The organism is Prosthecobacter sp., assembly GCF_044232965.1.
Lineage (GTDB): Bacteria > Verrucomicrobiota > Verrucomicrobiia > Verrucomicrobiales > Verrucomicrobiaceae > Prosthecobacter.
In genome coordinates this window covers 1-25,291 of sequence record NZ_JBIIKX010000037.1, presented here as the reverse complement: position 1 = coordinate 25,291, position 25,291 = coordinate 1, and the positions used below count along the sequence as shown (strand labels likewise).

Genomic DNA, 25,291 nt, shown 5'->3' with positions numbered 1-25,291 from the left:
CTCCAGCCGTCACTACCGCTTCCCAATGCACCACAGGTTCTTGTAACCACGGATGAAAAGCTGCCCGTCGCTCACGGCGATGGAGCCGATGATCTTTTCACCGAGCGTGTTGGTGGCCAGCAGTTCGAACTTGGGCGCGGCTTTAAAGACGAAACAGTCACCGCCCTGGTTCGCGGCATAGCATTTGCCATCGGCACTGAGCACGAGAGAGGACCAGTTCTGGCCTGTGGGTCCGGGGCCTTTGATGCGCTCGTTGAAGACGAGCTCCCCAGTTTTGATGTTCCGGCACTCGACGATACCGCCGTCGGTCAGGATGTAGTGATGCCCTTCATGAATCACCCCGCTGCCGATGCGCTGCTGCACGCGAGGCAGGTGCCACACGCGGTTCTTTTCCGTCACATCGCCACTGCCACCTATTTTCACCGCCATCGCCGCGCCGCCGTAGCCGCACATGAAAATGCCCAGGCCGTCCACAAACAGCGGCGAGTTATAAACCAGCGGCGTGAGTCCGCCGCAGGTCCACAGCTCCTTGCCGGACATCGGATCAAAGGCGCAGGCGCGTCCAGGATAAGACATGAGTAGCTCGTAACGGCTGCCGGCCTTGCGCAGCAGCGGATCGCTCCAGGAGCCGAGCCAGGTCTTGTTTCCGGCCTCACCCGAGGCACCGCCGGGTTCTTTGTGCTCCCAAAGCGTCTTGCCCGTCTTTTTATCAAAGGCGTAGAGCACGGTGTTTTCACCGGGGCCAAAGTTCAGGAACACGCGATCTCCGGCAATCACCGGCGAGGTGCCGCAGCCCCAGATGTGATGCAGCTTGCCCAGGTCCGTGCGCTTCCACAATTCCTTGCCGTTCAAGTCATAGCAAAACACACCCGCCGAGGCATGAAACACGATCACCCGCTCGCCATCCGTGGCCGGTGAGGCGGCGCAGTAAGGGTTCGTGGCATGCGTCAGTTCCTTCTCCTTGTAGATCGTGCCCGCGTCCCATAGTTGCTTGCCCGTTTTTTTGTCAAAGCACAGCAGCAGGCGCTTGCCTTCCTTCTCGATGGCCTGGGTGAGGAAAACCTTGTCTCCCCACACCACCGGGGTCGAATTGCCACGATCCGGCAACGCCACCTTCCAAGCCACATTCTCCTCCATGCCCCACTTCTCTGGCAGCTTGGACTCGGCGCAGGTCCCATCCCCGTTCACTCCGCGCCACATGGGCCAGTTGTCGGCGGAAGCGGGGAGCAGCGGACAAACAGCGAGGAGCAGGGTGAGCGTGCGTTTCATGGTGGTCGGGTTGGTTGCGTGATGAAACGTGCCCCGGCACCTCAAACCTTCACCACGAGTAATGCACCGTGTAGGTAAGCGTCTTTTCCTCGCCAGGCTTCAAGGCGACGCGTAACTCGATGGTCTGGGCGTCTTTTTTCTCGAAGGCGTTAGAAGGCTCGCGGATTTCCCAGTTCGTCCAGCGATAGAGATGCTCGACGACGCGGATTTCGACAGGTTCGTCCTGCTTGCGATTACGGACTTTGATCTCGAAGGATTCGTCGATCCAATGGTTGCTGGAATCTACCCTGATGTTGGTGCGCTTGCGTTCGCCGACGAGATCGAAGGCGTTGCCGGTGTAGAGGCGCAGAGTTTCGTCGCGGGCGGTGTGGTCGATGACGTCCTCGCCGACGAATTGCAGCTTCCCATCGTCGTCCTGGCGGTAGAAGCGCACTTTGCCCTTCGGCAACGGCATGCCGATCTTGTTATCCTCGCTGTTCTTGATCTCACGCATGACCCAGACCTTGGGATTGCTCTGCGTGCCGTAGCTTTCGTCGTTGCGAATGTTGTCGTACGTCCAGCCGCGATAACGGTTTTGATCAATGGTGACGCCGTCGTAGATGAACAGGCGCTGCGACTTCACTCCGGCGGCGCGTAGGAATTCGACCTGCTTCGTCTCGCGGTCATGCAGGGTGGTGGCGAGCGGCAGGGAGTAGAGATGATATTCGTCGAAGGCTTTTTCGGTGACAGCGGGGGCGTCTGCGCCCGGCTTATCGGAGTAATAGGCCTGGAAGTTGTGACGGGGTTGCATGTTTTGCTCATTCACTTTCGCCACATCGCCGGCGATCAATTGCAACTTCGCGTCCTTGAAGGTCTTGCCGCACTGGTTGTCGATGGTGACCCAGCCGGTGAGGTCCATGACATCGCCTTTTTCAGGTGAGACGACGTTGTAATCCGCCTCCCAACTCATGCCGCCGGTGACGTAGCAGAGCTCGGCGTCGAGTTTGGCGGGTTTGTCAGCGTGGATGCGCCAGTCGAGCGTGGGCTTGAGGATGGTGTCATCGGCGAGGGCAGGAAAACGCGGCTCGCCGGGCAGGGAGAACTGCAACTGGCCTCCCACCTCGATGACCGGCTGCGCGGTGCCCTGCGCCATGGCCATCTGGCTCTGGTAGTAATTGTTGCCATAGCGTTGCATGGCCGCCTGATTGTGCGGTGTGTAGCCGCTGCGGATGACCTTGCCCTTCACGACGCGGTCGGGCTTGTTCACCTCGCGCACGAAAAACTCGATCTCCTTGCCTTCGTTCAAACTCAGCAGCAGGCCGGAGGAGATGGGATCGGCGCGGTAGTTTTGTTCCAGGATGCTGAGCTTCACGCCGGACTTCGGATCGCGCAGGATGACGGAGTCTGGCTCCAGATGCGCGGTGGTGTCGGCAAAGCGCACCTGGTTGACGCCCTGCTGAAGATCCAAGGGAACGACGTCGCGCACGACGCCGAAGTTTTGATTGTAGATGGTCAGCGAGGTTTCCGCATGAGCCTGGGCAAGCAATGCGGCGAGGACGAGGCAGAATGAGGTGATTTTCATGGCTGCGCACAGCATAGCCGGGATGGCGGGGGGTCTGTCAACGCTGCGTAAAGAAACAGGCAGCCAGCGGCTCAAGGCGTGGCCGCCGAGTTGGTCACGGGCGCGGAGCCGGAGGTGATCACGCCTGCGGCGCTTTCCTTCAGCGCTCTCACGGAAGGCGCGGTCTTGAGTTTCGCCAGCTCCGCCGCCACGACCTCGGCCAGCCTGGCTGCCTCCGTTTTTCCGGCAGCGGCACGTTCTTTGGCCTTTTCCACCACGAGCGCGCACTGCGCCGCGCGCATTTTTTCGGCGGCGGCATCGGCCTGCGCCTGGATCGCGCCGATCTGCGCGTTGTAGGCTTGTCGCAGGGTGGACAGAGCGGGCGGCCAGGTATCGGCAGGCTCGTTTAAAGGCTCATGATTGGCGGCGTGGGAAATCTCGCTCAACACATGGTCGCGCTGCTCGGGCGTGAGACCGATGAGGCTGCGCTGGAGCGCGGGGATGTATTTGGCGGCCAGATCACGCCGCTCCAGCTCGGTGTCGAGCACGTCGTTGGCCGCCCATTCCTGGCCAAACGCCGCCACGAGCTGCGCCAGCTCAGGATCGCGCTCCTCCAGTCGCCGGATCGCTTCCAGCGGGGTTTCCGGTGCTGGAGCAGGCGGTTTGACGGGCGCAGGCGCGACGGTCATCGCCGGTGTGGGAGGCGTTGGCTTGGCGGCTTTTTTCTCCGGCGCCGGCGGCGGCATCACCACGACAGGCTCCGACTTTTTCTCCAGTTCTTCGACCTTCGGCGGTTCCGGCTTCGATTCAGGACGTTTTTCCTCCGTGGCTTGTTGCTGGACGATTGCATCGGGCCTTTCCGGCTCGGGTTTGGCCAACGTCCCGATCACAATCCCCAGCACGACCACCAACCCCGCGCCAATCATGGCGAAGTGCATCGGCGCAAGCGCCTTTTTCACAGGCACCGCCACCGCCTCCGCGACAACCTCCGCCACCGGCACGACCGCCACCGCTTCCGCCGCCTGCGTGATCACCTGGGAGATGCGGGCGCGCAGATCCAGCGCGTCCTGAATACGTTTGGTCGGATCTGGATGCGTGGCCTGGTCGATCAATTCATCCCACCGCTTGGACACAGGCGCGTATTCCGTCACCGAGCGGCGTGGGTTCTTCGGCACACGGCCGGTGAGCATTTCATAAAGGACCACACCGGCGGCGAAGATGTCCGCGCGTTGATCCACCGCCTGCCTGGCCATGATCTCCGGCGCGGCGTAATCCGGCGTGCCAAAGGGGTTTTCCTCCGCCTCCCCGGTGATCGGACGCGCCAGGCCGAAATCCGCCACCTTCACCTGATCATCCTGGTTGATCATGATGTTCCCCGGCTTGATGTCGCGGTGCAGGATCTTGTGGCTGTGCGCATAGGCCAGCGCGTCGCAGAGCTGCATGCCGAGGTGGGCGACCTTGCGCACGGGAATGCTGCCTTTGTGAATCAGTTCATGCAGGGTGGGGCCCTCGATCCACTCCATCACCAAATACAAATGGCCGCCCGTGGTGATCCCAAAATCATATACCCCCACCACATTCGTGTGATTGAGCTTTGCCATCGCCCGGGCCTCGCTCTTGAAGCGCTCGGCGAACGTCAGCTCCGCGCCAAACTCCGGTGGCAGGATTTTGATGGCCACCGGCCGGTCCAGGCTGCGCTGCCGCCCCTTGAACACCGCCCCCATGCCGCCATAGGCCGCCAGCTTCTCAAACGCATACTGCGGCAAAAGCGCGTTCATCTCCTCGACGCTGGGAACGTCAAACGGCGGCGGATGATGATGCGGGGTTTCTTCGCTCATGAAAAATGCGGCGGACCATTAACGATACGCCACGCTACGGCGAGTAAAATCAACGCGTTGCGGGTTCCATGCCAAAAAGCAGGTGAATCCACAGCGCCCGCAGGAGCGAAGAAGGAGGAGTCTTTCTTCCCGCATGTCTCGCCCTCGTCTCGCCATCATTGGAACCGGCATTTCCGGCCTCGGCTGTGCTCATTTCCTGCACCGCCGCTTCGACATCACCATGTTCGAGGCGAATGGCTACATCGGCGGGCACACGAACACCGTCACGGTAAAGGAGGATGGCCGCGATTTGCCCATCGACACCGGTTTCATGGTCTTCAACCACCAGACCTATCCCCTGCTCTGCCGCTTGTTCCGGGAACTCGGTGTCGAGACCAAGCGCACGGACATGTCCTTCAGCCTCGCCCATCTGGAAACCGGCTACGAGTGGAATGGTGGCAGCCTCGATCAGATCTTCGGCCAGCGCAAAAACCTCCTCAGCCCACGCTTTTGGCGCTTCATGCTCCAGATCAACCGCTTCAACCAGGAAACCATCGAGGCGATGAACGATCCGCGCTTCGAGCGCATGACGCTCGGAGAGTACGCCATCGCCCGCGACTACGGCCAGGATTTCCTCGATTTGTACGTCATCCCCATGGGCAGCGCCGTATGGTCCACGCCGCCGGAGCTCATGCTCCAGTTCCCCGCCCGCACGCTGATGCATTTTTGGTTCAACCACGGCTTCCTCGGCATGAAAACACGCCATCCGTGGTGGACCGTCGTCGATGGCGCGCGGCAATACGTCCGCAAAATCACCCCCCCCTTCCAGGACTGCATCCGCCTCAACTCACCGGTCGCCAGAATCGAGCGCGGCGCCCAGGGCGTGAAGATTTATCCGAAGGACGGCCCGCCTGAGACCTTCGACAAGGTCATCCTCGCCACGCACGCGCCCACCTCGCTCGCCCTGCTGGCCGATCCCACCCCGCTGGAGCAGGAACTCCTGCCGCACTTCAAATACCAGCCCAATCTCGCCACCCTGCACACCGACGAACGATTCATGCCGAAAACACGGCGCTGCTGGGCCGCGTGGAATTACCGAGTGAAGGTCGAGGCCGGTGGCCGCATCAATCCAAGCACGCATTACTGGATGAACCGCCTCCAGGGCGTCTCCGAAAAAACAAACTACTTTGTCTCCATCAACGGTGCCGAGGACATTGACCCCGCCAAGGTCATCCAACGCATCCGCTACGAGCACCCGCTCTTCGACCTGCCCGCCATCGACGCGCAAAAACGCCTCCCCGAGCTGAATCAAATCTACCGCGACCAGACCACCTACCACTGCGGTGCCTGGTTCCGCTACGGCTTCCACGAAGACGGCTTCATGTCCGCCGTGAACCTCTGCCGCGACCTGCTCGGGGAGGAGCCGTGGTGAGATGAACTCCGCCCTCTACGAGTGCCACGTCATGCATCACCGGCTCGCGCCGAAGGTGCATCGCTTCGAGTACGAGGTCTTTTATCTCTGGCTCGATCTCGATGAGATCGACGCGCTCTCCGAACGGCTCCGCCTCTTCAAACGCAACCGCTGGTCCCTGTTCTCCTTCTTCGACGCCGACCACATCGTCAAAGACGGCCGTGATGTGAAGGAAAACGTGCTGCAAATCCTGCGCGAGCAGCAGATCGACACCGCACCCATCACCAGCATCCGCCTGCTGACGTTTCCACGCGTTCTCGGCTACATTTTCAATCCCGTCTGCTTCTATTACTGCTTCGACGTCGAAGGAAAGCCGCTCTGCGCCGTCGCCGAGGTCACCAACACCTACAAGGAGCAGAAACCCTATGTGATTCGCGATCTGGAGGCCGATGGCCGCCTGCGCCTCACCACGCCGAAGCATTTTTATGTCTCGCCGTTTTTTGGCCTCGAACTCAGCTTTGACTTCAAGCTGCGCATCCCCGGCAAGCACCTCGAAATCCACATCGACGACCATGATGGCGACGACCGCGTGCTGCTGACCAGCCTCACCGGCAAACGGCGCAAATTAGATGACTCCGCCCTGCTGGCCTGCGCCGTAAAGTATCCGCTCCTCACGCTCCGGGTCATCTTTCTCATCCACTGGCATGCCTTGCTGCTGTGGCTGAAAAAACTGCCCGTGCACCGCAAAGCCGCCGAACCGCATCTTCAACGCGATCTCTACCGCCCGCACCGCTCCATCTCCCCCACGAAGCCATGAACACCGACTCGCTCACGCTCGACACAGACCTTGACGCCGCTCCTGCTCGCAAATCAGGCTTCTACGAGACGCTGGTGATGCGGGCCTTCAGCCAATTCAACCACGGCGGCCTGCGCATGACCTGGCCGGACGGTCACAGCCGCGTGTTCGGCGCTCCCGGAGCCGCGATCACCGCTGAAATCCGCGTGCGCGACCCCGGTTTCTTCAAACACATCGCGCTTTTTGGAAACGTCGGCTTCGGAGAATCCTATGTGCATGGAGATTGGGACACGGATGACATCGCCGCCGTCATTGCGTGGTTCATCGGGAGTCTGGTCAAAGCGCAAGGCGCCAAAGCCTCCTCCACCAAGGTCGCGGGCCTGAACCTGCTCAAAACCTGGAACCGCATCCTTCATAAACTGCGGCCCAACAGCATCACCAACAGCCGCCGCAACATTGCCGAGCACTACGACCTCGGAAACGAGTTCTACTCTCTCTGGCTAGACCAGACGATGACCTACTCCGCCGCGCGCTTTGAAAGCGAAGGCCAGAGCCTGGAAGAAGCGCAGCACTCGAAATACGACGCGCTCTGCCAGAAGCTCCATCTCAAACCCAGCGACCACGTCCTCGAAATCGGCTGCGGCTGGGGCGGTTTCTGCACGCATGCCGCAAAGCATTACGGCAGCCGCGTCACCGCCGTCACCATCTCGCAGGAGCAGCACAAGTTCGCCACCGAGCGCGTGAAGCGTGAAGGTCTTGACCACCTCGTCGAAGTTCGTCTCCAGGATTACCGCCACATTACCGGCCAGTTCGACAAAATCGCCTCCATCGAGATGCTGGAGGCCGTCGGTGACGAATACCTCGAAGTCTGGTTCGCCAAATGCCACGAAGTGCTCAAGCCCGACGGCCTGCTCGCCTTCCAGGCCATCACCACGCCCGACTGCCGGCACAAAAACCTGCGCAAAGGCGTCGATTGGATTCAAAAGCACATTTTCCCCGGCTCCCTGCTGCTCAGCGTGAACCGCCTCAACGAGGCCGCCAATCGCACCGGCGACCTGTTCATGCACGCCCTCGAAGATCTCGGCACTGGTTATGCCAAAACACTGCGCCTCTGGTTCGAGCGCTTCAACGCACGCCTGGATGAGGTGAAGGCCCTCGGCTTCGACGAGCGCTTCATCCGCAAATGGAACTTCTACCTTCAGTATTGCGAGGCCGCTTTCGCCACCCGCAACATCAGCGTCATCCAGGCCACCTACACCCGCCCAAACAACGCCACCCTGCACCGCGCCTGGTAACATGATCGTCACTCTCCGCATCTTCTTCCTCATCGTGCTCATCTCCATGCTCGCCGTCACGAGTTGGGCCAGCGTTCAATGCGCTCTGTGGAAGACGCCGCGTGAGGTCGTGACGCATCCGTGGTTCATCGCCACCTTGTTTGACACCTACTGGGCGTTTTTGACCTTCTACTGCTGGGTGGTTTACAAGGAGGTCTCCTGGATCGCCCGCACCGCGTGGCTGCTCGGCATCTTGCTGCTCGGAAACATCGCCATGGCCGTTTACATGCTCATCCAGCTCTTCCGTGTGCCGGTGAATGCGCGCATTGAGGACGTGCTACTCAGAAGGACCGCCGCATGACCGAATCCTCGCCATGGAAACGCTGGGTCGTCCAACCCATCGTCCAGCAGCTCACGCAGGGCACCAGTCCGCCGAAAATTGCTCAGGCAGTGTCTTATGGCATCACGCTGGGCATCTTTCCCATCATCGGTTCCACCACGCTGCTCTCGTTGCTCATCGGTGTGCCGATGAAGCTCAACCAGCCGGTGCTGCAGGCTTTCAAAACGCTCGCTTATCCGCTGCAATGGTCGCTCGTGCTCGGCTTCTATCGCGTGGGTGAAATGCTTTACGGCGCGCCGCATGTCTCGCTCTCGATTCCAAAGATGATCCAGCGCTTCTTTGCCGAACCCGGTCCGTTTTTTCGTGATTACGGCATGACCGCCCTCTACGGCATCACCGTCTGGTGCCTCATCGCCCCTCTGCTCATTTTTCTGCTTTATGTCAGCACCCGCCCGCTGATCCAGGGCCTGGCCGATCAAATCCAACGCCGTCGTCATGCCGCCCTTTGAACCCTGGCTCATCATCAGCGCCAGTGCCGCGCTGCTCGCGGCGCTTTTCCTGCTCACCTGGCGGCTCAGCGTCAAACTCGACAACTATTCGTTCGTCGATGTCACCTGGGCGCTTAGTTTCGCGCCTGTCGCGATTCTTCTCGCCTGCATGAGCGATGGCTGGCTCCCACGCCGCATTGCCATCGCCACGCTCGTCGGTGCCTGGAGCCTGCGACTCGGGCTTTATCTCTGGAAACGCGTCGCCAGTCATCATCCGCAGGAAGACGTGCGCTACGCCGTGCTGCGTGAAAAGTGGAAAGCCAATCCACCAAAGGCATTCCTCTATTTCTTTCTCGCTCAGGCCGTGCTGGTCTGGCTGCTCATGCTGCCGGTGTTCCTCATCACACAGCAGCCTGCCACGAACTTTCACTGGCTCGAAATCGCGGGGCTGGCGCTCTGGTTCATCGCCCTGCTCGGTGAAGGCATTGCCGATGCCCAGCTCGCCCGCTTCAAAGGGACCAACACCGATCCCAAGGCCATCTGCCAGGTCGGGCTGTGGCGTTTCAGCCGCCATCCGAACTACTTTTTCCAATCCCTCCTCTGGTGGGGCCTGTTCCTTATGGCCCTGCCCGCCCCGTGGGGCTGGACCGCGGTCATCGCGCCTGCGGCCATGCTGCACTTCCTCCTCAACGTCACCGGCATCCCGCTCACCGAAAAGCTCTCCGTCGAAAAGCGTGGCGATGTCTATCGCGAGTATCAGCGCACCACGAGCGCTTTTGTGCCGTGGTTCCGCAAGGTTTGAGCACATCACGCCCTTGCGTGCGCAAAGTTCGCGGCGAAACGATGCCGCATGTTCCGCCTAGCCTGCTTCCTCCTTCTCGTTTCTTCCCTCTCCGCCGCCGACCTCGTTTTGAAGCCCGGCAACATTGCCGCCGTGCTCGAAGAGGTTCGCAAGGCTCCGAAACCCGTGCGCATCATTGTGGAGGACGGCGTGCATCCGATCACGGAAACGATCATGCTGGGCAAAGACGACTCACAGGTGACCTGGAGCGGCAAGAAAGCCGTCTTCATGGCTGGCAAACCGATCACCGGCTGGACGAAAGCCGAGGGCGGATTGTGGAAAGCTCCGCTGCCGGACAAGGCGTGGAAGTTTGAGCAACTCTGGATCAATGGCCGCCGCGCCACGCTGGCCCGCTCGCCGAACAAAGGCTACCACCACATCACCGAGGCCGTCGGCGCGGGTGTGTTCCCGGACTTGAAGGTGAATATGAACTTCCACGCCTTCAGCATCGCTCAGCCGGAGTATGACGTGCTCAAAGCGATCCCGCAGCCCGAGCGTGACGACGTGTTGCTCACCGTGACTCATGCCTGGGCCGTGGGGCAGTGCCGCATCAAGGCACTGAATGAAGAAGTGCTCGCCGTGCAGATTAAAGGGCGGGCACGGTATCCCTTTGTCGAGTTCGAGCCGGATCAGCGCTTCTGGATGGAGAACTACCGCGCCGCGCTGGATGCGCCGGGCGAGTGGTTTCTCGACAAGGCGAGGGGTGAGGTGCTTTACCTGCCGTTACCCGGCGAGGACATGACGAAGGCAGAGGTCATCGCGCCGGTGGTGACGAAGTTCATCGTCATCAAAGGCGCTCACGACGTGCGCTTTGAAGGCATCTCGTTTCAATTCAGCCAGCATTTGTATCCAGCGGACGGTTTGCACGACGGCCAGGCAGCGACGACGAGCGATGGCTGCATCGAGATCGAGGACTCGCGCGGCATTCACTTCGAGAACTGCGAAATCGCGCACACCGGCCTGCACGCCATCTGGTTCAAAAACGGCTGCGCGGACTCGTCGGTGAAGCATTGCCACCTCCACGACCTCGGCGGCGGCGGTGTGTATGTCGGCGAGACGGGTCGGCCCAATGAAGAGCGCGTGAATCATCACCTCGTCGTCGATGACTGCATCATCCAGCACGGCGGGCGGCTGCACCCCAGCGCTTGCGGCGTGGTCTTCACGCACACGCAGCACTGCGCGGTCACGCATTGCGACATCGGCGACTTTTACTACACGGGAATCAGCGCCGGATGGAACTGGGGCTATGGCGACACCGCTTCGCGCGAGACGCTCGTCGAGAACAACCACATCCATCATCTCGGCTGGGCGTATTTGAGCGACATGGGCGGCTTTTACGGTCTCGGCACCTCGCCGGGCACGATCATTCGCGGCAATCACGTCCATCACATCGCCAGCCATCGCTACGGCGGCTGGGGGCTCTACAATGACGAAGGTGCCACGGACACGCTGATGGAAAACAACCTCGTGCACGACACCTGGAACGCGGGCTTTCACCAGCACTACGGCTACTTCAACACCGTGCGGAACAACATCTTCGCGTTTGGCAACTCCGCGCAGATACAGGCCTCGCGAAACGAGGCGCGGCTGCGTTTCCGCTACCTGAACAACATCGTCGTGTGGGAACCTGCGTCGCCGCTGCTCGATGGCGGCGAGTGGAACTGGAAGTTCTTCGACAAGATCGATCGCGGCGATCCCAAGGACAGCCTCATCTTCCGCAAAAACATCTACTGGCCTACCGACGGCAAGATCCCCGCGAAGCTCACCAAAAGCCACTTCACCTGGGATGAATGGCGCAAGATGGGCCGCGACAACGGCAGCCAGTTTGCCGATCCGATGTTCGAAGACATCGCCAAACGCGATTTCCGCCTCAAACCCGGCTCACCGGCCGAAAAGATCGGCTTCAAGCCCTGGGATCTCACTTTGGCCGGAGTCCGCAAAGCCGACGCTGCATGGCATGCACTTGCTGCGAAGGGTCACGACTATCCAAACTGGGATACCGATGCCAAACCGTGGCCCGCGCCGCCTTACCAAGTCGATCAAAGCTTCGAGCGTGCCTCTCTCGGCACGCTGGGCATTCGCAATGCCAAATACTCCACCGAAAACAAAGGCGAAAGCATCGGTGTCACCGATGAAACCGGCTCCCCCATCGGCGGAGCCTCCAAACGCAGCCTCAAAGTGCAGGACGCCCCCAGCTTGAAGCACAGCTACGATCCCGTGCTCGACATCTACCCGAAGTGGTCCGAGTCCGGCACCTACCACGTGAGCTTTGACATCATGGCGCAGCCCGGTGCCGACTGGTTCTTCGAGATGCGCAACAAAGGCGGCGAGTTCGCCGCAGGGCCTTATCTGCGCTGGCAGAAAGGCACGCTTGTGGCCAACAACACCGCCAGCCCGAAACTCGCCGACGTGAAACCCGGCGAATGGCTCCGCATCGACCTCACCGCCACTACCGGAGCCGCCAAGTATGACGTGACACTCACCCGGCAGGACGGCACCAAGACCGAATTCAAAGCCATCCCCTGCAAGCCCACGTGGGATACCGCCACCTACCTCCTCTTCAGCGCCCTCGGCACGACGAAGACCGCGTTCTTCATCGATAACGTGAAGCTGGAACAACGGTGAGGCATTGCAATGCCATCAAACAAAAGCCAGCACTTTCTTCCGCAGCACTACCTGAAGCTTTTTAGCGTTGATGGTGGCAAGAACATCGCGATCGCTCGGCTTGAGCCGTTCAAGTTCGTCACTGGTTCTATCAAAGGGCAGTGCCAAGAGGATTGGTTCTATCGGGATGATGGCCAGCTCGATGATTGGCTGAAAGAGACAGAGACGGCTTATGGCGAAATGCTTCCTGAAGTCATTAAAACAAGAAAGCTAAATGGCGAGCAGTTGGTTGGGTGTAGATTTTTGGCCGCGCTATTTAGCATACGAACCAAAAAGGCCGCAGAGATACATGGCCTCCTTTCGAGAGGGATGTTCTTTGATGTCGTCAACGAGGGCATTAAAAACGGCAAAGTTCCTCCCCCTCCGCCTGATTGGTCAATGAAAACTGTCGGCGTGACAGGTGTATCTGGCTTTCTAGTAAAGAACGGCCTGCTGCAATGCTTCTTCGAGATGGCGACGCTCCAATGTAAGCTTTTGGAGCCTACTGAGAAATCCAAATTCATTACGAGTGACCATCCGGTCATCTGTATGAATCAATTGTTTGGAGAAGAAGCAGAGACGAGCAATCGCTCATATTCCGGCTTTTCACGTTCTGGTTTTCAACTGATCCTCCCAATCACCCCTGTGTTGTGTCTGTTTTTCTATGATCCCAAAGTGTATAAAGTCGGCAATAAACGAGATAACTTGGTGGGTTTGAACGATAAAGACGTCGAGTTGGTGAACTCATTGCAGGTTCAGAATGCTGGTCAATGTCTCTATTCTTCGGAGCAAGACTCTCTGCTAATGGAGGGGCTCGTTGATCGATTCGGCCGATTGAGAAAGCCCACCTCCGATTTGTTGCAGGTGAAACAAACTAGCGATTCAGCGGACATGTATCATGTCAGATCACCAAATCCCAAACTGCAGCAGCTCTGGTCGTTCTGTCAGCTTCAAAGAAGCCCTCGTGTTCCCGACTCGCGGCGGCGCAATCCTGCATGGACCGACGTCGTTCAGGCTTTTGCTCAGCATTCAGATGGAATGAAGTCGCAAGACCTTATGGGAGACTTTGCGCGTTTCGTTGAGAATTACGTAACACGACCCTTCTGACAACGAAGTTAGTCGCAATGGCCTTGAAGACACCGATGGCGGCATCCACGTTGCGTGCTCATGAACCGCCGCACTTTTATCGCCTCAACCCTCGCCGCATCTGCTTTTCGTCCCCTCGTTGCCGCAGATGCTGCATTAGCGGCTGAAGTTGCTCACAAGGAGATCTGGCGTCGGTTCATCGACAAGTACGGCATCATGATCGACTTCGCAGACATGGATGGCAATGTCTCGCTGCCGACACCGGAGGAGTGCAAGGCGGGCAAGCCGAACGCGCTGGGCTGGTGGGCGCCGATTGAGAACGGGGCGATGTTCAACGGCCTCTACATGGACGCGGCGGTGAACCGCTGGAAGCGCACGAAGTCCGACGAAGACGCCACCAAGGCCCGCAAGCTGATGGAAGGACTGCTTTTGCTGAACTCCATCAGTGAAGTGAAGGGCTTCGTGGGGCGCGGCGTGACCACGGATGGGAAGTCACACTATCCGATGGGCTCGAATGATCAGTCGTCGCCCTGGTTCCTCGGCCTATGGCGCTATTATGATTCCGGCCTCGCTACCGAAACCGAGAAGGCTCGGATCACAAAGCATCTCGTTGATACAGCGGATGCCATTGTGGCTATGAAGTGGGCGATGCCGGCTGAGCAACCCTTCGGACGGCGTGGCGGATTTTCAGGCTTCAGCTTCGACAGCGCACCACGCATGTTGCTTGTGTGTAAGGTGCTTCATGCGGTGACGGGAGATGAGAAGTGGCACAAGATGTATCAGTCGGCTCTGGCAGAGCGTGGTGGAAAAGAGAACAAGACCCGACTGGAGATCTGTGAGCACGGGATGGTCTTTGAGTATGCGAAGTATCACACCTGGACCTCCTGCACCTGCGTCAGCGCCGTTCGGGTGCTGTGGGAGATGGAAAAGGATGAAACCATCCGCGCCGCGTATGCCAAAGGGCTACAAGCCAGCGCCGATCTCGCCTTCAAGAGCCTGCCGATGGCGCAGCAATTCGACAACGCGGACAAGAGCTACTTTGAGATGGACTGGCGTGTGATGAACAAAGACTGGAAGCCGCAGCAGACGGAGCAGGAGGCGCAGGACCTGGCGCACGTGCAGTTGAAGAACTTCATGAAGCTGGCTCCGCGTCGCGGCAAGGAGACCGCCTTTGTGCGCGAGCCCACAGCAGCCGCGTGGGTCGTCACGCTGGCACCTGACGCCGCCCTTTTGAAGCAACGCCGCGCCGAGGTGGAGAAAGTGATCTCCCACTACGACTACACGAAGCTCTACTACTCCCAGTTCTTCTGGGTAGACGCGGCGTGGGAGCGGCTGTTGCAGCTCAACCATGATTGACCATGAGCACCACACCCCTGTTCCAACCCGGTGCCAACATTGCTATGAAAGTGCCAGCGGCGGCCTTTGATGCCACGGTGGCGTTTTATAGCGAGACACTCGGATTCCGTGTCGAAAGCCGCGACGCATCAAGCATGGTGATCGACTTTGGTGGCAAGCACCTGTGGATTGATCGCGTGGAGACGATCGAAAAGTCAGAGGTGTGGCTTGAGGTTGCGACTCACGACCTTGCTTCCGCATTGTCCCATCTCGCGGCAAAGGGAGTGGAGCGCTGTGATGAGGTGGAGGCGCTGCCAGAGGGCATGGCTGCATTTTGGATCAAGAATCCGGCCGCCGCAGTGCATCTGGTCACTGAAACGGCACCATGAGCCATGCGCTACCAAGTTGTCCCACACGATCCGGTTTGGATACATCAGTATGCCTGCGAGGCGGAACTGATCTCTGGCGTGTTGAACGACATGACAGCAAGGCTGCATCACATCGGCAGCACGGCCATTCCCGACATCGCTGCCAAGCCGATCATCGACATCTTGATCGAGGTCGCTGACCTCCGCGAACTCGACGCACGCTCATCTTCGATGGAGCAGCTCGGCTACGAAGTGATGGGCGAGTTTGGCATTCCTGGCCGCCGTTATTTTCGCAAAAACGACGCCATGGGTAACCGCACGCACCAGATCCATGCGTTTGAGGCCGGAAGCTCAGGTGCTGTGCGTCATCTGGCCTTTCGCGACTACATGATCGCCCACCCCGAGGCGGCGCAGGCGTATGGCGCAATGAAGGAACAGCTTGCGGCGCAGCATCCCGACGATTTCGAAGCCTACATGGATGAAAAGGATGCCTTCATCAAAGAAAATGAGGCCAAGGCTGTGGTTTGGGTTCAGCAACGTCGTCGCGAATGATTGCGCAAACTCACGACTCATTTTTCGTCCAGGTCGGCACCGGCATTAACTCAGTCTTCAGAGCCAGTCCCTTGCCATCTCGTTCCTTTGCAAAATCCACCCTACTAACGGCACGATTTGGCTGCCTTTTTGCCCGCTTTCTTCACCGGTTTGGCCTCCTCCATGACCGGCGGAATCACCACCGTGCCCAGATCAATGCCAAAGATCGCCGACAAGTCCGCTCCAGCGAGATCGCCTTCCTTCGCCGAGAGGTCAATAATGGCGGCGCTGCTCGCATTGGAAAGCAATTCCGCCTGATCCACGCCACGCAGCGTGAACAGCAGCTCCGGCCGCGTGTCCAGCAGCACGCCCACGCCATACAGCACGGCGGACACATGCTTGCACATGTCCGCATGATCGGGACACGAGCAATCGAAGCGAATCTCCTTCGGTTTCGGAAACAAGCCGTCCTGCGGGTCGGTGAGCAGGCGCATGAGTCCGTCGCCCAGTTTCCCCGCCAGCAGGTCCAGCATCGACCCCACCTGCCCCGCGCCCGCTTTCACGATCTGCTGCCACTGCTTCTTCGGCAGCGGCTGGATGTGGATGCTCGTGTCATACAGCTCCGATCCCGCCACCACCGCGCCGAGCTGTCCCGCCTCGATTTCGAGGTTGTACACGTTCCCCTGCCGCAAATAGCTGCGCCCGCGCGGCAGCCGTGACTCATACTGCTGATACGACTCCAGATTCCGGCACCAAGCCTGTCCCCAGAACGTCGCGCAGAGCTTCTTCTGCCCTGGCGGGGCCGCTAGCGGCTCAAACTTCTCCCCACGCTTCTTCCGCTTCGCGATCTCGCGCTGCAGCCGCTCTTTTTGTTCACGCACGTCTTCGTAGGACCACCACATGCGGTGGTTTTACACGATGGCTGAATTCACATCAAGCGAGACAAAACTGAGCAACTCATCGCTGCTCATCGCGGTGAGCAGTTTTTCGGCTCCTGCTCCATCACCGATCAAATCCTGGGCCAGGAGCATCTTCTCCTCGATCAATGAGTCAATGCGCTCCTCAATCGTGCCTTGGCAGACGAATTTGTGAACAAAGACGTTCTTCTTCTGACCGATGCGGAAGGCGCGGTCGGTGGCTTGATTTTCCACCGCTGGGTTCCACCAGCGGTCGAAGTGGATGACGTGGCTGGCGGCGGTGAGGTTGAGGCCCGTGCCGCCGGCTTTGACGCTGATGACCATGAAGGGCGGGCCGCCGGGCTGCTGGAAGGCTTCGACAAGCTCGGGGCGCTTCTTCACGCTGGTGCCGCCGTGCAGGATGAGACCTTCGCGACCAAACACGGTGGCGAGGAAGCGGGCGAGCGGATCGCAGGTCTCGGCAAACTGCGTGAAGATGAGCGCGCGTTCGCGGCGCTCGGCGAGTTCGCTGCAAATCTCGGCGAGGCGCGTGAATTTGCCGCTGTCCTCGGGATGCCACGCGCCATCGCCGTTCCAATGGCTCGGATGATTGCAGATCTGCTTGAACTTGAGCAGGAAACCAAGCACGAGGCCCTGGCGCTTGATCGGCTCCATGTCTTTGTCGGCCAGCATCTTCGCGAGTTGATCGACGAGCTTGGCATAAATCGTCGCCTGGCGCTTCGTGAGGCCGCAGAAGGCTTTGGTTTCGATCTTGTCGGGCAGATCGGTGATGATGCTCTTGTCCGTCTTCATCCGGCGCAGGATGTAAGGCTTCACCAGTCGCCGCAGCGGCGCGAAGCCTTCGCTCGACTTCGCGCAGCGCTTCACGGCATCGGAGAAGGCGCCGGACCCGCCGAGCAGACCGGGATTGAGGAAGTCGAAGAGGCTCCACAGATCGCCGGGACGGTTTTCGACGGGCGTGCCGGTCAACGCGATGCGTGTGGAGGCTTGCAGACGCTTCACGGCCTTCGTGCTGGCGCTGCCAGGGTTCTTAATGGCCTGCGCTTCATCGAGAATGACAACGCTCCATGGATGCGACTGCCAAGCCTCGGTGCGTTGGAGAAATTGATACGTCGTGAGCATCGCATCACAGCCGCGCAGGGCCTCGGTGGTGTGTTTCACGGCCAGGTCTAGCTGCTCGCGTGAGGTTTGGGATGGATGCGCGATGAACAGCTTCAAATCCGGCGCAAACCTCGCGACCTCGGCCTTCCAGTTTCCAACGAGGGAGGCGGGAACGACGAGCAGCCCAGGAGCGCGGACGCCCTTGTCCGCTTTCTTTGCCAACAGCAATGCGATCACCTGAATCGTCTTCCCCAAACCCATGTCATCCGCCAGACAGGCACCGAGGCCGAGACGTGTCATGAATTGCAGCCAGGCGAAGCCTTTGAGCTGATACGGACGCATGGTGGCGCACAGATTCGGCGGCGGTGCCGCTTCAGCCGGTTCGCGCATCTGATCGAGCAGTTGCGCGAGATTTTTACCCGCCACGATGTCGCTCCAATCATGCACCCTCTCGGTGCTTTCCTCTTCCGCCGCCAGTTGGCGTGGATCGAAACCCGCGAGCAGCCGCATGCCATCAAGAAAGCCGATGCCGCCCTCTCCGGTGGCGTTCTGCACCTTTTTCCAGTGCTCCATGACCTGCTGCAACTGAGCGCCATCGACCTCGATCCACTTCCCACGCAGCGAAACGAGGCCAGTGTCGGCGCTGAGCAGTTTTTCCCATTCAGCGTCGGTCAGCGGCTCGCCTTCGAGGCTGGCGGCCATTTTAAAGCTCAGCAGCGTCCCGGCATGCAGGGAGGTTTTCTTCGGCGCGTCAATCGTCACCGACACCGCAGGGCGCGGCCCTTTGCCACTGCGCCACCAGTCCGGCAGCTTCATGACGATGCCGCTTTCCTGAAACACCGCTGTCTCCCGCAGCACGCGAAACGCTTCCTGCGGCGACATCGCCATCGGCTGAAACAAGCGCCGTGTCTCCAGCCACTCACGCAGCAGCTTCGACTTATCCGCCGCCATGCGCACCGGCTCCAAAAGCGCGTTGAGCGCGGTTTGATCCTTCTGCCCGGCATAAAGCTGCAAGGCGCGCGCCAGCGGCAGATGCTGCGGCTGGCCGGTGGCGCTGAGTTTCTCGGTGAACGTCGCGAGGAAGGCAAAAGGCCGCTGCGTGTCCGTCTTGTTCTCGGCCAGATGAAATGTCACGCGTCCGACGACATGCCACGCGGGGCATTCCTCACGCAGCCAGGCTTCGACACCGTTCGTGGCCGCCTGCGTGATGTGATCTGCCAAAGCGAGCCACCAACGTTCTAAAACTTCCGGCGTGAGGTATTCCGCACCCACAAACGGCGGCGCTGCGGCCATGAAGGCCACGCGTTCCTCCACCGACGGCACGTTGACCGCTGAAGCGTCCTTCGTCTGGCACAGGCGCGTGAAAAACTGCCGCGACCACTCGCGCAGCCAGCAAAACGGCGGATCAAGCTCCGCGGTGTGCAAACCAGCCGCCAGCAAGCACAGCAACGCCCCCGTGCCGCTAGTGGCCGCAAGCTGGCGCTCCACGGCATTCTCCGCCTGGCCTTCGAGCGTGAGGATTCCTTCGGGGGTGATAACCGGAGCGAGCATCCGCGTTGTATGCCAAGGATGCGTCACCGGGCAACGACTGAACCGTCCAAACACCGCCGCTTCTCCATTCTCGCCGCCATGAAACATCTCCTCCCATTTTTCCTCTTCGTCGCATCAGCAGCCCTCTCCCAAGACCTGGCCGCAAAGAAACAAAGCGTCGTAAAAATCGCCGCAACCAGCGAGGTCGAAGTCCGGCTCGACCAGCCCTACGCAGGCAATGATAACCCAAAGCAGCAGGTCGATCTCTACCTGCCAAACAAACGCAACAGCGACAAGCCCCTGCCCGTTGTCGCTCTCATCCACGGCGGCGGCTGGGTGAATGGCGACCGCCTCGGCTACGCGGCTGCGGCGATCCAGTTCGCCCGCACCGGCGACTACGCGGCGGTCGGAGTCGGCTACCGGCTCACCAAGGAAGCGAAGTGGCCCGCGCAGGTGTACGACTGCAAAGCCGCCATCCGTTGGATTCGGGCGCATGCGAAGGAGTTCAATCTCGATCCCGACAAGATCGCCGTCATGGGCAGCTCCGCAGGAGGCCATCTCTCCTCTCTCCTCGGCACCAGCGGCGATGTGAAAGAACTGGAGGGCGATCTCGGCCCCAACACAAGCTTCAGCAGCCGTGTGCAGTGTGTGGTGAATCTTTGCGGCCCCGAGGATTTCACAAAGGCGCTCATGTTTGACCAGGAAGGCAAACCCATCCTCAAAGACGACGCAGTCATCGGTCTGCTCGGCGGGAACTGCGAGGAGAAGCATGCCGAGGCCGTCGCCGCCTCGCCCGTGTCCCATGTCAGCAAGGACGACCCGCCGTTCATCACCTTCCATGGCACGAAGGACATGCGCGTGGCATATCTGCATGCCGAGGCCATTCACGCCGCACTGGGAAAGGCAGGCATGCCATCGCTGCTCGTCCCCATCACCGACGGCGGCCACGGCTCCGTGAGTCATCCGGAGGTCATCAAGCGTGGTCGCGAGTTCGTTGGCAAAATACTGCGCGGCATCGACTCCACCATCGACACCACGCCGATCCCCGCGCTGCCCGAGCCGAAGAAAAAGTAGCCGCGAAGGACACACTTCATCTGGAGCGTATCCCTGGCGCATGAAACTTATCCTCCCGCTCTTGCTGAGTGCCTCATTGGCCTCCGCCGCCGAAGCCCCCAAACCAAAACCCAAGCCGGAGTTTCAGTATCAGTCGGGTGACATCCGCGTGACTATTCCAAGCGCGGACGAGCCTCGCGTGGCCCAATTTGGCGCGGAGTCGGTCAAGGCGGCGGCGAAGTATCTAGAAGAGGGCGCGATCTCGTGGGTGCGGGAAAAGTCCTGCGTGAACTGCCACACCACCGGCCCCTACCTCACGGAGCGGCCCGCGTTGATCCCGCTGCTCGGCAAGGCGAACGAGGAGATCGTAGCGGACTTCATCGACTTCGTGCCAAAGGAGACCAAGGAGGTGAAGGAGACGGCGACCAAAAGCGGCCACAAGCACTATCCCGCCGCCTTCACCAGCGTGTGGCGCTCTTTGGGCCTCGCGGAATGGGACAAGCACGTCACGCGCCAAACTTCAGAGCACACGGAAAAGTCGCTGCGGGACATGTTTGAGCGCCAGTCAGCCAGCGGAGCCTTCGTGAGCCACGGCGAGGTGGAGATCCCACACATCACGACCGACTTCGAGCTCTCGCTGCAAGCCGCCCGCGCCATCACGGCAGCTCCCGGCTGGCTTTCAGACCTCAAGGACGAAAAAATCATCGCCAAGGTCGGAAAGCTCAAAGCGTGGCTGAAACAGCCCGAGCTCAAAAACGACTTTGACCGCGTGTTGCGGCTCCAACTGGCCTTTTATCTGCCTGAGCTCGTTCCTGCATCGGAACGCGAATCTGCTCTCGCGCTGCTTGCCTCCAGGCAGCATGCAGATGGCGGCTGGAGCACGCGGGACTTTTCCGCGCTGAACGACTGGCACTTCGAGATCAGCGAGACAGTCTCCAAGCTCATCACCAGCCTGCCCGACGCCCCGAAGCCGGAAAGCGATGCCTACATGACCGCCATCGCCATCGTGCTGATGCGGCAAAACAACGTGCCGGTGAAGGACGAGCGCATCCAGCGTGGCGTTGCCTGGCTCAAAAAAGAGCAGCGCGTGAGCGGCCGCTGGTGGATGCATTCGCTCTATCGCGGGAACTACCACTACATCACCTACATCGCGACGTGCCAGGCCCTGAAGGCCCTCGCGCTGTGCGATGAGCTGCAATAGTGGTCCGCACAGTCCCCTGTGCGGCGCTCCGCAAGCTCTCTGACCTCCTGATGTCAGATACACTCCTACTATCCGAGGTTTTTGTAGCTCAACACGCCCACCAGCCTTCAATGCGCCGCACAGAGGACTGTGCGGACCACTTTAAACGCGCATCCGCCGATAGGCCGCAGGCGATTCGCCCATCCGCTTGCGAAAATGCTGCGTGAAACTGCTCGCATCCACAAAGCCGCACTGCTGCGCGATCTCGCTGGCCGTGAGGCTTGTCTCCTCCAACAAGCGCACGGCCGCCAACACACGCGTCTTGAGCAAAAATTCCTGCGGTGTGATGCCAAACGCGCTCTGAAACCGCCGCTGAAGCTGCCGCAACGATTGTCCGCACGATTTGGCCACGTCTTCGATCAAAAGCGGCTTTGAGAAGTCGCGACGGATGATCTCCACAGCTTGCGCCACCGTTTGAAACACCGGCAGCCGTCGTTCTGCCTCATCCGGTCGGCGCAGCGTGCCCATCACGCCTTGCACACGGCGGCGTTTGTCAAAGAGCGGCAGCTTCGTCACCAAAAACCAGTCTGGAATGCCCTGCGAGTCCCACCACAGCTCGATGCGCTCGATCACCTCCGCCTTGCCCGCAAGCAGACGCTTGTCGTCATCCACATAGGCCTGCGCCATCGTGTCGGGATTGATGTCGAAGTCCGTGCGCCCGATGAACTCCGAGTCGTCGCGCATCTGATAGCGTTGCAGCAGGCCCTTGCCGGCAAACATGAGATGCCCCGTCTTGTTCTTGGCGAAGAAATACACGCCGGGGATGTGATCAAACAGCCGCTGAAACAGCAGCGTCGGCTCCAGCGCGGCCATCCACGCGTTGCGATCCCTGCGCCAGCGGGCAATTTCCGCCGCCGGGCGCTGTGGGCGCTCGCGGGGTTTCAGAGGTGTCGCATTTCGCATCATCTTTGTCGTGACGATGGTGCATGCTTCTGCGTTAATCTGCAACCCTCCAGCCAGTCATGAAACCCATCGTCCAAATCTCTCTCGACCTCACCAACATCGACGAAGCGCTCGAAACCGCCGCGCTCGCCATGCGCGCCGGCGTGGACTGGCTCGAAGCAGGCACCCCGCTCATCCTTGCCGAAGGTTTGCATGGCGTGCGTGCGCTGCGGAAAGCTTTTCCGAGCACGCCCATCGTCGCCGACCTCAAAACGATGGATGGCGGTTACCTGGAGGCTGAAATGATGGCCAAGGCCGGGGCCACGCATGTCGTCGTGATGGCTCGTGCGCACGCGGAGACCGTGAAATGCGTCGTGAAAGCCGGGAAGGACTTCGGCTGCAAGGTGATGGGCGACAACATGATCTGCGAGGACATGGTCGCGGGAGCGAAATGGCTCGAAGACCTTGGCTGCGACTACATCATTCATCACATCGGCTACGACGAACGCCGCGGCATCGCCGCCGCCGGCCACCGCATGCCCAGCCCGCTCGACAAGCTCCGCGAAGTCGTCCAGGCCGTGAAAGTGCCCGTGCAAGCCGTCGGCGGTTTGAGCCTGGAGCAGGCGATTCAGTGCCCGAAGTACGGTGCACCGCTCGTTGTGCTCGGAGCGCCACTCACCATCGACGCGGATGCCTTTAAAACCGCCGATGGCAATCTCGAAGCCTCGCTGCGCATGATCTGCGAGGCCGTGCATGCCCAGGACGTTCCCGCTTTCACCTGATTGAAATTCATTCTTGTCATTCGCGGATATTCGCGACCATTCGCGTTGAAATCCCAACTCTAAATCATGAACTTCAACGACTGCACCCACGACATTATCGGCTGCGCCATGCATGTTCATAACGCACTGGGGCCGGGCCTGCGCGAGAAGCCCTATGAGAATGCGCTGGTCATTGCTTTGCGGGAGAAGCGACTTCTGGCCGAAGCACAGAAGGCTTACCCGATCCGTTATCTGAACCAGATCGTAGGCGACTGCATCCCCGACATCACCGTAAATGAAAATGTGCTGGTGGATGCGAAATCAATCGACGCCATCGGCGAAAACGAAATCGCGCAAATGTTGAACTATCTGCGGATATCTTGCCTCGAAATCGGTCTTATCATCAACTTCAAGAATCCCAAGCTCGAATGGGTTCGAAAAGTGAAATCACAAACTCCCTGAATTCCTCCAACGCGAATGAGCACGAATACCCGCGAATCATCACGAATTACCGACCTCTGGCATTCGTGCAAATTTGCGGACGTTACCGGTTATTCGCGTTAAAATATCTCTACCAGCAATCACCATGAAATCCGCCGCCGTTGTCAACTTCGCGCCTGAAAAAGGCTCCGTCGAAATCCGTGAAATCGAAAAGCCGTCCATCGGAGCCGAGGATGTGCTCCTTGAAGTCGCCAATGTCGGCGTCTGCGGCTCGGATCTGCATCAATGGACTGCCGATCATTCCTGGCCGGTGAATTACCCCGTCGTACTCGGTCACGAGTTCGGTGGGAACATTATTGAGGTCGGCAAGGACGTGGAAGGCTGGAAGGAAGGCGACCGCGTCGTCTCCGAGACCGCCGCGATCATTTCCAAAGACAACCCGATGACCCGTCGCGGCCTATACAACCTCGACAACACCCGCAAAGGATTTGGCTACGGCGTGAACGGCGCGATGACGAAGTATGTGCGCGTCCCGAGCCGCATCCTGCATCACGTCCCCGATCAGCTTCCCTTTGAGCAGGCCTGCCTCACCGAACCCTGCTGCGTGGCTTACAATGCGGTGGTCAAAAATGCCCGCATCGAGCCTGGTGATCGTGTGGTCGTGCTCGGGCCCGGCACCATCGGCATCCTCTGCGCCGCCATGGCGAAACAATGCGGCGCACAAGTCGCCATCGTCGGTCTGCAACAAGACGCGCATCGTCTTGAACTCGCCCGCAAGCACTACGGCTGCGAAGTCATCATCGGCGACGCCAAACCTTGGGCGATGGAACGCGACGGCCTAGGCTGCGACGGCGTCATCGATGCCGCCGGTGCCAGCATCACGCTCAAAATCGCGCTCGAACTCGTGCGCCCCGCCGGCTGGATCTCCAAAGTCGGCTGGGGCCCGCAACCGCTCGGCTTCAACATCGACCCGCTCGTGCAGAAGAACATCACGCTGCAAGGCAGCTTCAGCCACAACTGGCCCATCTGGGAACGCGTCATCGCCCTCATGAGCAGCGGTCAGTTCGATGTGAAACCCATCATCGGCGGCGTCTGGCCCGTCACCGAATGGCACGAGGCCTTTGAAAAGATGCACAAAGGCGAAGTAGTGAAGAGCGTGCTGCGACCGGTGTGAGTTCTCTGAAGGTTTCTGGGGACTGGGGCGTTCACATCGCCTCATGAAAACACTGCTCGCCTTCGCTTTCCTCGCCACCACCGCCTTTGCCGCTGATTACCCGCGCGTCATTTTCTCCGACGATTTTAGCGCCGAGGGCTTCGGACCGCGCTGGGGGCACTACAAGAGCAGCAGCGTCGTCAAAGGCGGCGTGCTCGTCGGCATCACCGCGCCGACCTCCGACCACAGCGCCGTGGACCACATCCGCCTCGAAGGCGAGCGCGACCTCCAGGTGAAGGTGAAGTTCCGCTTCGTCAGCGACAAGGCGAAGAGCTTTAATGTGTGGTTCGACGACAAGGGCTACAAAGGCTCCCATGCCGGGCACATCTGCCAGGCGACCATTTCACCCACCGGCGTGAACCTCGCCGACGCCAAGACCGGCGGCTTCAACCTCGAAGGCGGCCTCTACGACCG

Annotated in this window: 22 protein-coding genes and 1 pseudogene; 17 read left to right on the top strand and 6 right to left on the bottom strand. The window is 60.0% G+C overall.

Going from position 1 to position 25,291, the window contains the following annotated elements; genetic code table 11:
• Window positions 1–12 precede the first annotated feature (12 nt).
• The 3 genes from ACILSI_RS15805 to ACILSI_RS15795 form a co-directional block, all read right to left on the bottom strand.
• Window positions 13–1,269, bottom strand: a complete 1,257-nt coding sequence (locus ACILSI_RS15805; protein ID WP_395722862.1) for a PQQ-binding-like beta-propeller repeat protein — start codon at window positions 1,267–1,269, stop codon at window positions 13–15.
• A 49-nt stretch (window positions 1,270–1,318) separates the two neighbouring features.
• Window positions 1,319–2,830 (bottom strand): DUF4139 domain-containing protein, encoded by a 1,512-nt coding sequence (locus ACILSI_RS15800; RefSeq protein WP_395722861.1) that lies wholly within the window; start codon window positions 2,828–2,830, stop codon window positions 1,319–1,321.
• A gap of 71 nt (window positions 2,831–2,901) precedes the next feature.
• Complete coding sequence (locus ACILSI_RS15795) at window positions 2,902–4,647, bottom strand: serine/threonine-protein kinase (protein ID WP_395722860.1); 1,746 nt, start codon at window positions 4,645–4,647, stop codon at window positions 2,902–2,904.
• A gap of 133 nt (window positions 4,648–4,780) precedes the next feature.
• Between ACILSI_RS15795 and ACILSI_RS15790 the strand changes: the two genes are divergently transcribed.
• The 11 genes from ACILSI_RS15790 to ACILSI_RS15740 are packed head-to-tail and all read left to right on the top strand — an operon-like array spanning window position 4,781 to window position 15,760.
• Entirely contained in the window at window positions 4,781–6,058 is a 1,278-nt protein-coding gene (locus ACILSI_RS15790) for an NAD(P)/FAD-dependent oxidoreductase (protein WP_395722859.1), read from the top strand.
• 1 nt (window position 6,059) lies between these two features.
• Window positions 6,060–6,854 carry a DUF1365 domain-containing protein gene (locus ACILSI_RS15785; protein ID WP_395722858.1) on the top strand — a complete coding sequence of 265 codons (795 nt, stop codon included), beginning with the start codon at window positions 6,060–6,062 and terminating at the stop codon, window positions 6,852–6,854.
• Window positions 6,851–8,128, top strand: a complete 1,278-nt coding sequence (locus ACILSI_RS15780) for a class I SAM-dependent methyltransferase (RefSeq protein ID WP_395722857.1) — start codon at window positions 6,851–6,853, stop codon at window positions 8,126–8,128. The genes ACILSI_RS15785 and ACILSI_RS15780 overlap by 4 nt, the downstream gene beginning before the upstream one ends.
• 1 nt (window position 8,129) lies before the next feature.
• Window positions 8,130–8,468 carry a DUF1475 family protein gene (locus ACILSI_RS15775; protein ID WP_395722856.1) on the top strand — a complete coding sequence of 113 codons (339 nt, stop codon included), beginning with the start codon at window positions 8,130–8,132 and terminating at the stop codon, window positions 8,466–8,468.
• Window positions 8,465–8,956 carry a DUF2062 domain-containing protein gene (locus ACILSI_RS15770; protein ID WP_395722855.1) on the top strand — a complete coding sequence of 164 codons (492 nt, stop codon included), beginning with the start codon at window positions 8,465–8,467 and terminating at the stop codon, window positions 8,954–8,956. Before ACILSI_RS15775 ends, ACILSI_RS15770 begins: the two co-directional genes overlap by 4 nt.
• Complete coding sequence (locus ACILSI_RS15765; RefSeq protein WP_395722854.1) at window positions 8,943–9,737, top strand: DUF1295 domain-containing protein; 795 nt, start codon at window positions 8,943–8,945, stop codon at window positions 9,735–9,737. The genes ACILSI_RS15770 and ACILSI_RS15765 overlap by 14 nt, the downstream gene beginning before the upstream one ends.
• A 48-nt stretch (window positions 9,738–9,785) precedes the next feature.
• A complete protein-coding gene (locus ACILSI_RS15760; protein WP_395722853.1) occupies window positions 9,786–12,401 on the top strand; it encodes a right-handed parallel beta-helix repeat-containing protein in 2,616 nt (871 codons plus the stop codon).
• 9 nt (window positions 12,402–12,410) lie between these two features.
• Window positions 12,411–13,526: a DUF4238 domain-containing protein gene (locus ACILSI_RS15755; RefSeq protein WP_395722852.1), complete on the top strand. Its 1,116-nt coding sequence runs from the start codon at window positions 12,411–12,413 to the stop codon at window positions 13,524–13,526.
• Window positions 13,527–13,586: 60 nt separating this feature from the next.
• Window positions 13,587–14,861, top strand: a complete 1,275-nt coding sequence (locus tag ACILSI_RS15750; protein WP_395722851.1) for a hypothetical protein — start codon at window positions 13,587–13,589, stop codon at window positions 14,859–14,861.
• Between the two features lie 2 nt (window positions 14,862–14,863).
• Window positions 14,864–15,229 (top strand): VOC family protein, encoded by a 366-nt coding sequence (locus ACILSI_RS15745; protein WP_395722850.1) that lies wholly within the window; start codon window positions 14,864–14,866, stop codon window positions 15,227–15,229.
• A gap of 3 nt (window positions 15,230–15,232) precedes the next feature.
• Window positions 15,233–15,760, top strand: coding sequence for a GrpB family protein (locus ACILSI_RS15740; RefSeq protein ID WP_395722849.1), 528 nt, complete (start codon window positions 15,233–15,235; stop codon window positions 15,758–15,760).
• 104 nt (window positions 15,761–15,864) lie between these two features.
• On the opposite strand, the gene ACILSI_RS15735 is transcribed toward ACILSI_RS15740, so the two are convergent.
• On the bottom strand, window positions 15,865–16,641 hold the full coding sequence (locus ACILSI_RS15735; protein ID WP_395722848.1) for an SWIM zinc finger family protein: 777 nt from the start codon (window positions 16,639–16,641) through the stop codon (window positions 15,865–15,867).
• A 9-nt stretch (window positions 16,642–16,650) separates the two neighbouring features.
• Window positions 16,651–19,308: a DEAD/DEAH box helicase gene (locus ACILSI_RS15730; RefSeq protein WP_395722847.1), complete on the bottom strand. Its 2,658-nt coding sequence runs from the start codon at window positions 19,306–19,308 to the stop codon at window positions 16,651–16,653.
• Window positions 19,309–19,386: 78 nt separating this feature from the next.
• Here ACILSI_RS15730 and ACILSI_RS15725 point away from each other — a divergent pair, with 78 nt between their 5' ends.
• Both ACILSI_RS15725 and ACILSI_RS15720 read left to right on the top strand, forming a co-directional pair.
• Window positions 19,387–20,361, top strand: coding sequence for an alpha/beta hydrolase fold domain-containing protein (locus ACILSI_RS15725; protein WP_395722846.1), 975 nt, complete (start codon window positions 19,387–19,389; stop codon window positions 20,359–20,361).
• Window positions 20,362–20,401: 40 nt separating this feature from the next.
• Entirely contained in the window at window positions 20,402–21,541 is a 1,140-nt protein-coding gene (locus tag ACILSI_RS15720; protein ID WP_395722845.1) for a hypothetical protein, read from the top strand.
• Between the two features lie 141 nt (window positions 21,542–21,682).
• On the opposite strand, the gene ACILSI_RS15715 is transcribed toward ACILSI_RS15720, so the two are convergent.
• Window positions 21,683–22,486, bottom strand: coding sequence for a helix-turn-helix domain-containing protein (locus tag ACILSI_RS15715; RefSeq protein WP_395722844.1), 804 nt, complete (start codon window positions 22,484–22,486; stop codon window positions 21,683–21,685).
• A 56-nt stretch (window positions 22,487–22,542) separates the two neighbouring features.
• Between ACILSI_RS15715 and ACILSI_RS15710 the strand changes: the two genes are divergently transcribed.
• The 4 genes and pseudogenes from ACILSI_RS15710 to ACILSI_RS15695 form a co-directional block, all read left to right on the top strand.
• Window positions 22,543–23,244: an orotidine 5'-phosphate decarboxylase / HUMPS family protein gene (locus ACILSI_RS15710; protein WP_395722843.1), complete on the top strand. Its 702-nt coding sequence runs from the start codon at window positions 22,543–22,545 to the stop codon at window positions 23,242–23,244.
• 66 nt (window positions 23,245–23,310) lie between these two features.
• Window positions 23,311–23,685 (top strand): GxxExxY protein, encoded by a 375-nt coding sequence (locus ACILSI_RS15705; protein ID WP_395722842.1) that lies wholly within the window; start codon window positions 23,311–23,313, stop codon window positions 23,683–23,685.
• Between the two features lie 124 nt (window positions 23,686–23,809).
• Complete coding sequence (locus ACILSI_RS15700) at window positions 23,810–24,838, top strand: zinc-binding dehydrogenase (RefSeq protein ID WP_395722841.1); 1,029 nt, start codon at window positions 23,810–23,812, stop codon at window positions 24,836–24,838.
• A gap of 43 nt (window positions 24,839–24,881) precedes the next feature.
• Window positions 24,882–25,291: pseudogene (locus tag ACILSI_RS15695) on the top strand (hypothetical protein); the annotation flags it as partial.

Excerpts from the sequence above, each read along its gene's own strand:
- ACILSI_RS15705 (WP_395722842.1), top strand. The coding sequence starts at position 23,311 with ATGAACTTCAACGACTGCACCCACGACATTATCGGCTGCGCCATGCAT.
- ACILSI_RS15750 (WP_395722851.1), top strand. The coding sequence starts at position 13,587 with ATGAACCGCCGCACTTTTATCGCCTCAACCCTCGCCGCATCTGCTTTT.
- ACILSI_RS15805 (WP_395722862.1), bottom strand. The coding sequence starts at position 1,269 with ATGAAACGCACGCTCACCCTGCTCCTCGCTGTTTGTCCGCTGCTCCCC.
- ACILSI_RS15720 (WP_395722845.1), top strand. The coding sequence starts at position 20,402 with ATGAAACTTATCCTCCCGCTCTTGCTGAGTGCCTCATTGGCCTCCGCC.
- ACILSI_RS15735 (WP_395722848.1), bottom strand. The coding sequence starts at position 16,641 with ATGTGGTGGTCCTACGAAGACGTGCGTGAACAAAAAGAGCGGCTGCAG.
- ACILSI_RS15800 (WP_395722861.1), bottom strand. The coding sequence starts at position 2,830 with ATGAAAATCACCTCATTCTGCCTCGTCCTCGCCGCATTGCTTGCCCAG.
- ACILSI_RS15795 (WP_395722860.1), bottom strand. The coding sequence starts at position 4,647 with ATGAGCGAAGAAACCCCGCATCATCATCCGCCGCCGTTTGACGTTCCC.
- ACILSI_RS15700 (WP_395722841.1), top strand. The coding sequence starts at position 23,810 with ATGAAATCCGCCGCCGTTGTCAACTTCGCGCCTGAAAAAGGCTCCGTC.
- ACILSI_RS15785 (WP_395722858.1), top strand. The coding sequence starts at position 6,060 with ATGAACTCCGCCCTCTACGAGTGCCACGTCATGCATCACCGGCTCGCG.
- ACILSI_RS15715 (WP_395722844.1), bottom strand. The coding sequence starts at position 22,486 with ATGATGCGAAATGCGACACCTCTGAAACCCCGCGAGCGCCCACAGCGC.
- ACILSI_RS15770 (WP_395722855.1), top strand. The coding sequence starts at position 8,465 with ATGACCGAATCCTCGCCATGGAAACGCTGGGTCGTCCAACCCATCGTC.
- ACILSI_RS15780 (WP_395722857.1), top strand. The coding sequence starts at position 6,851 with ATGAACACCGACTCGCTCACGCTCGACACAGACCTTGACGCCGCTCCT.
- ACILSI_RS15765 (WP_395722854.1), top strand. The coding sequence starts at position 8,943 with ATGCCGCCCTTTGAACCCTGGCTCATCATCAGCGCCAGTGCCGCGCTG.
- ACILSI_RS15730 (WP_395722847.1), bottom strand. The coding sequence starts at position 19,308 with ATGCTCGCTCCGGTTATCACCCCCGAAGGAATCCTCACGCTCGAAGGC.
- ACILSI_RS15790 (WP_395722859.1), top strand. The coding sequence starts at position 4,781 with ATGTCTCGCCCTCGTCTCGCCATCATTGGAACCGGCATTTCCGGCCTC.
- ACILSI_RS15775 (WP_395722856.1), top strand. The coding sequence starts at position 8,130 with ATGATCGTCACTCTCCGCATCTTCTTCCTCATCGTGCTCATCTCCATG.
- ACILSI_RS15760 (WP_395722853.1), top strand. The coding sequence starts at position 9,786 with ATGTTCCGCCTAGCCTGCTTCCTCCTTCTCGTTTCTTCCCTCTCCGCC.
- ACILSI_RS15755 (WP_395722852.1), top strand. The coding sequence starts at position 12,411 with ATGCCATCAAACAAAAGCCAGCACTTTCTTCCGCAGCACTACCTGAAG.
- ACILSI_RS15740 (WP_395722849.1), top strand. The coding sequence starts at position 15,233 with ATGCGCTACCAAGTTGTCCCACACGATCCGGTTTGGATACATCAGTAT.
- ACILSI_RS15745 (WP_395722850.1), top strand. The coding sequence starts at position 14,864 with ATGAGCACCACACCCCTGTTCCAACCCGGTGCCAACATTGCTATGAAA.
- ACILSI_RS15725 (WP_395722846.1), top strand. The coding sequence starts at position 19,387 with ATGAAACATCTCCTCCCATTTTTCCTCTTCGTCGCATCAGCAGCCCTC.
- ACILSI_RS15710 (WP_395722843.1), top strand. The coding sequence starts at position 22,543 with ATGAAACCCATCGTCCAAATCTCTCTCGACCTCACCAACATCGACGAA.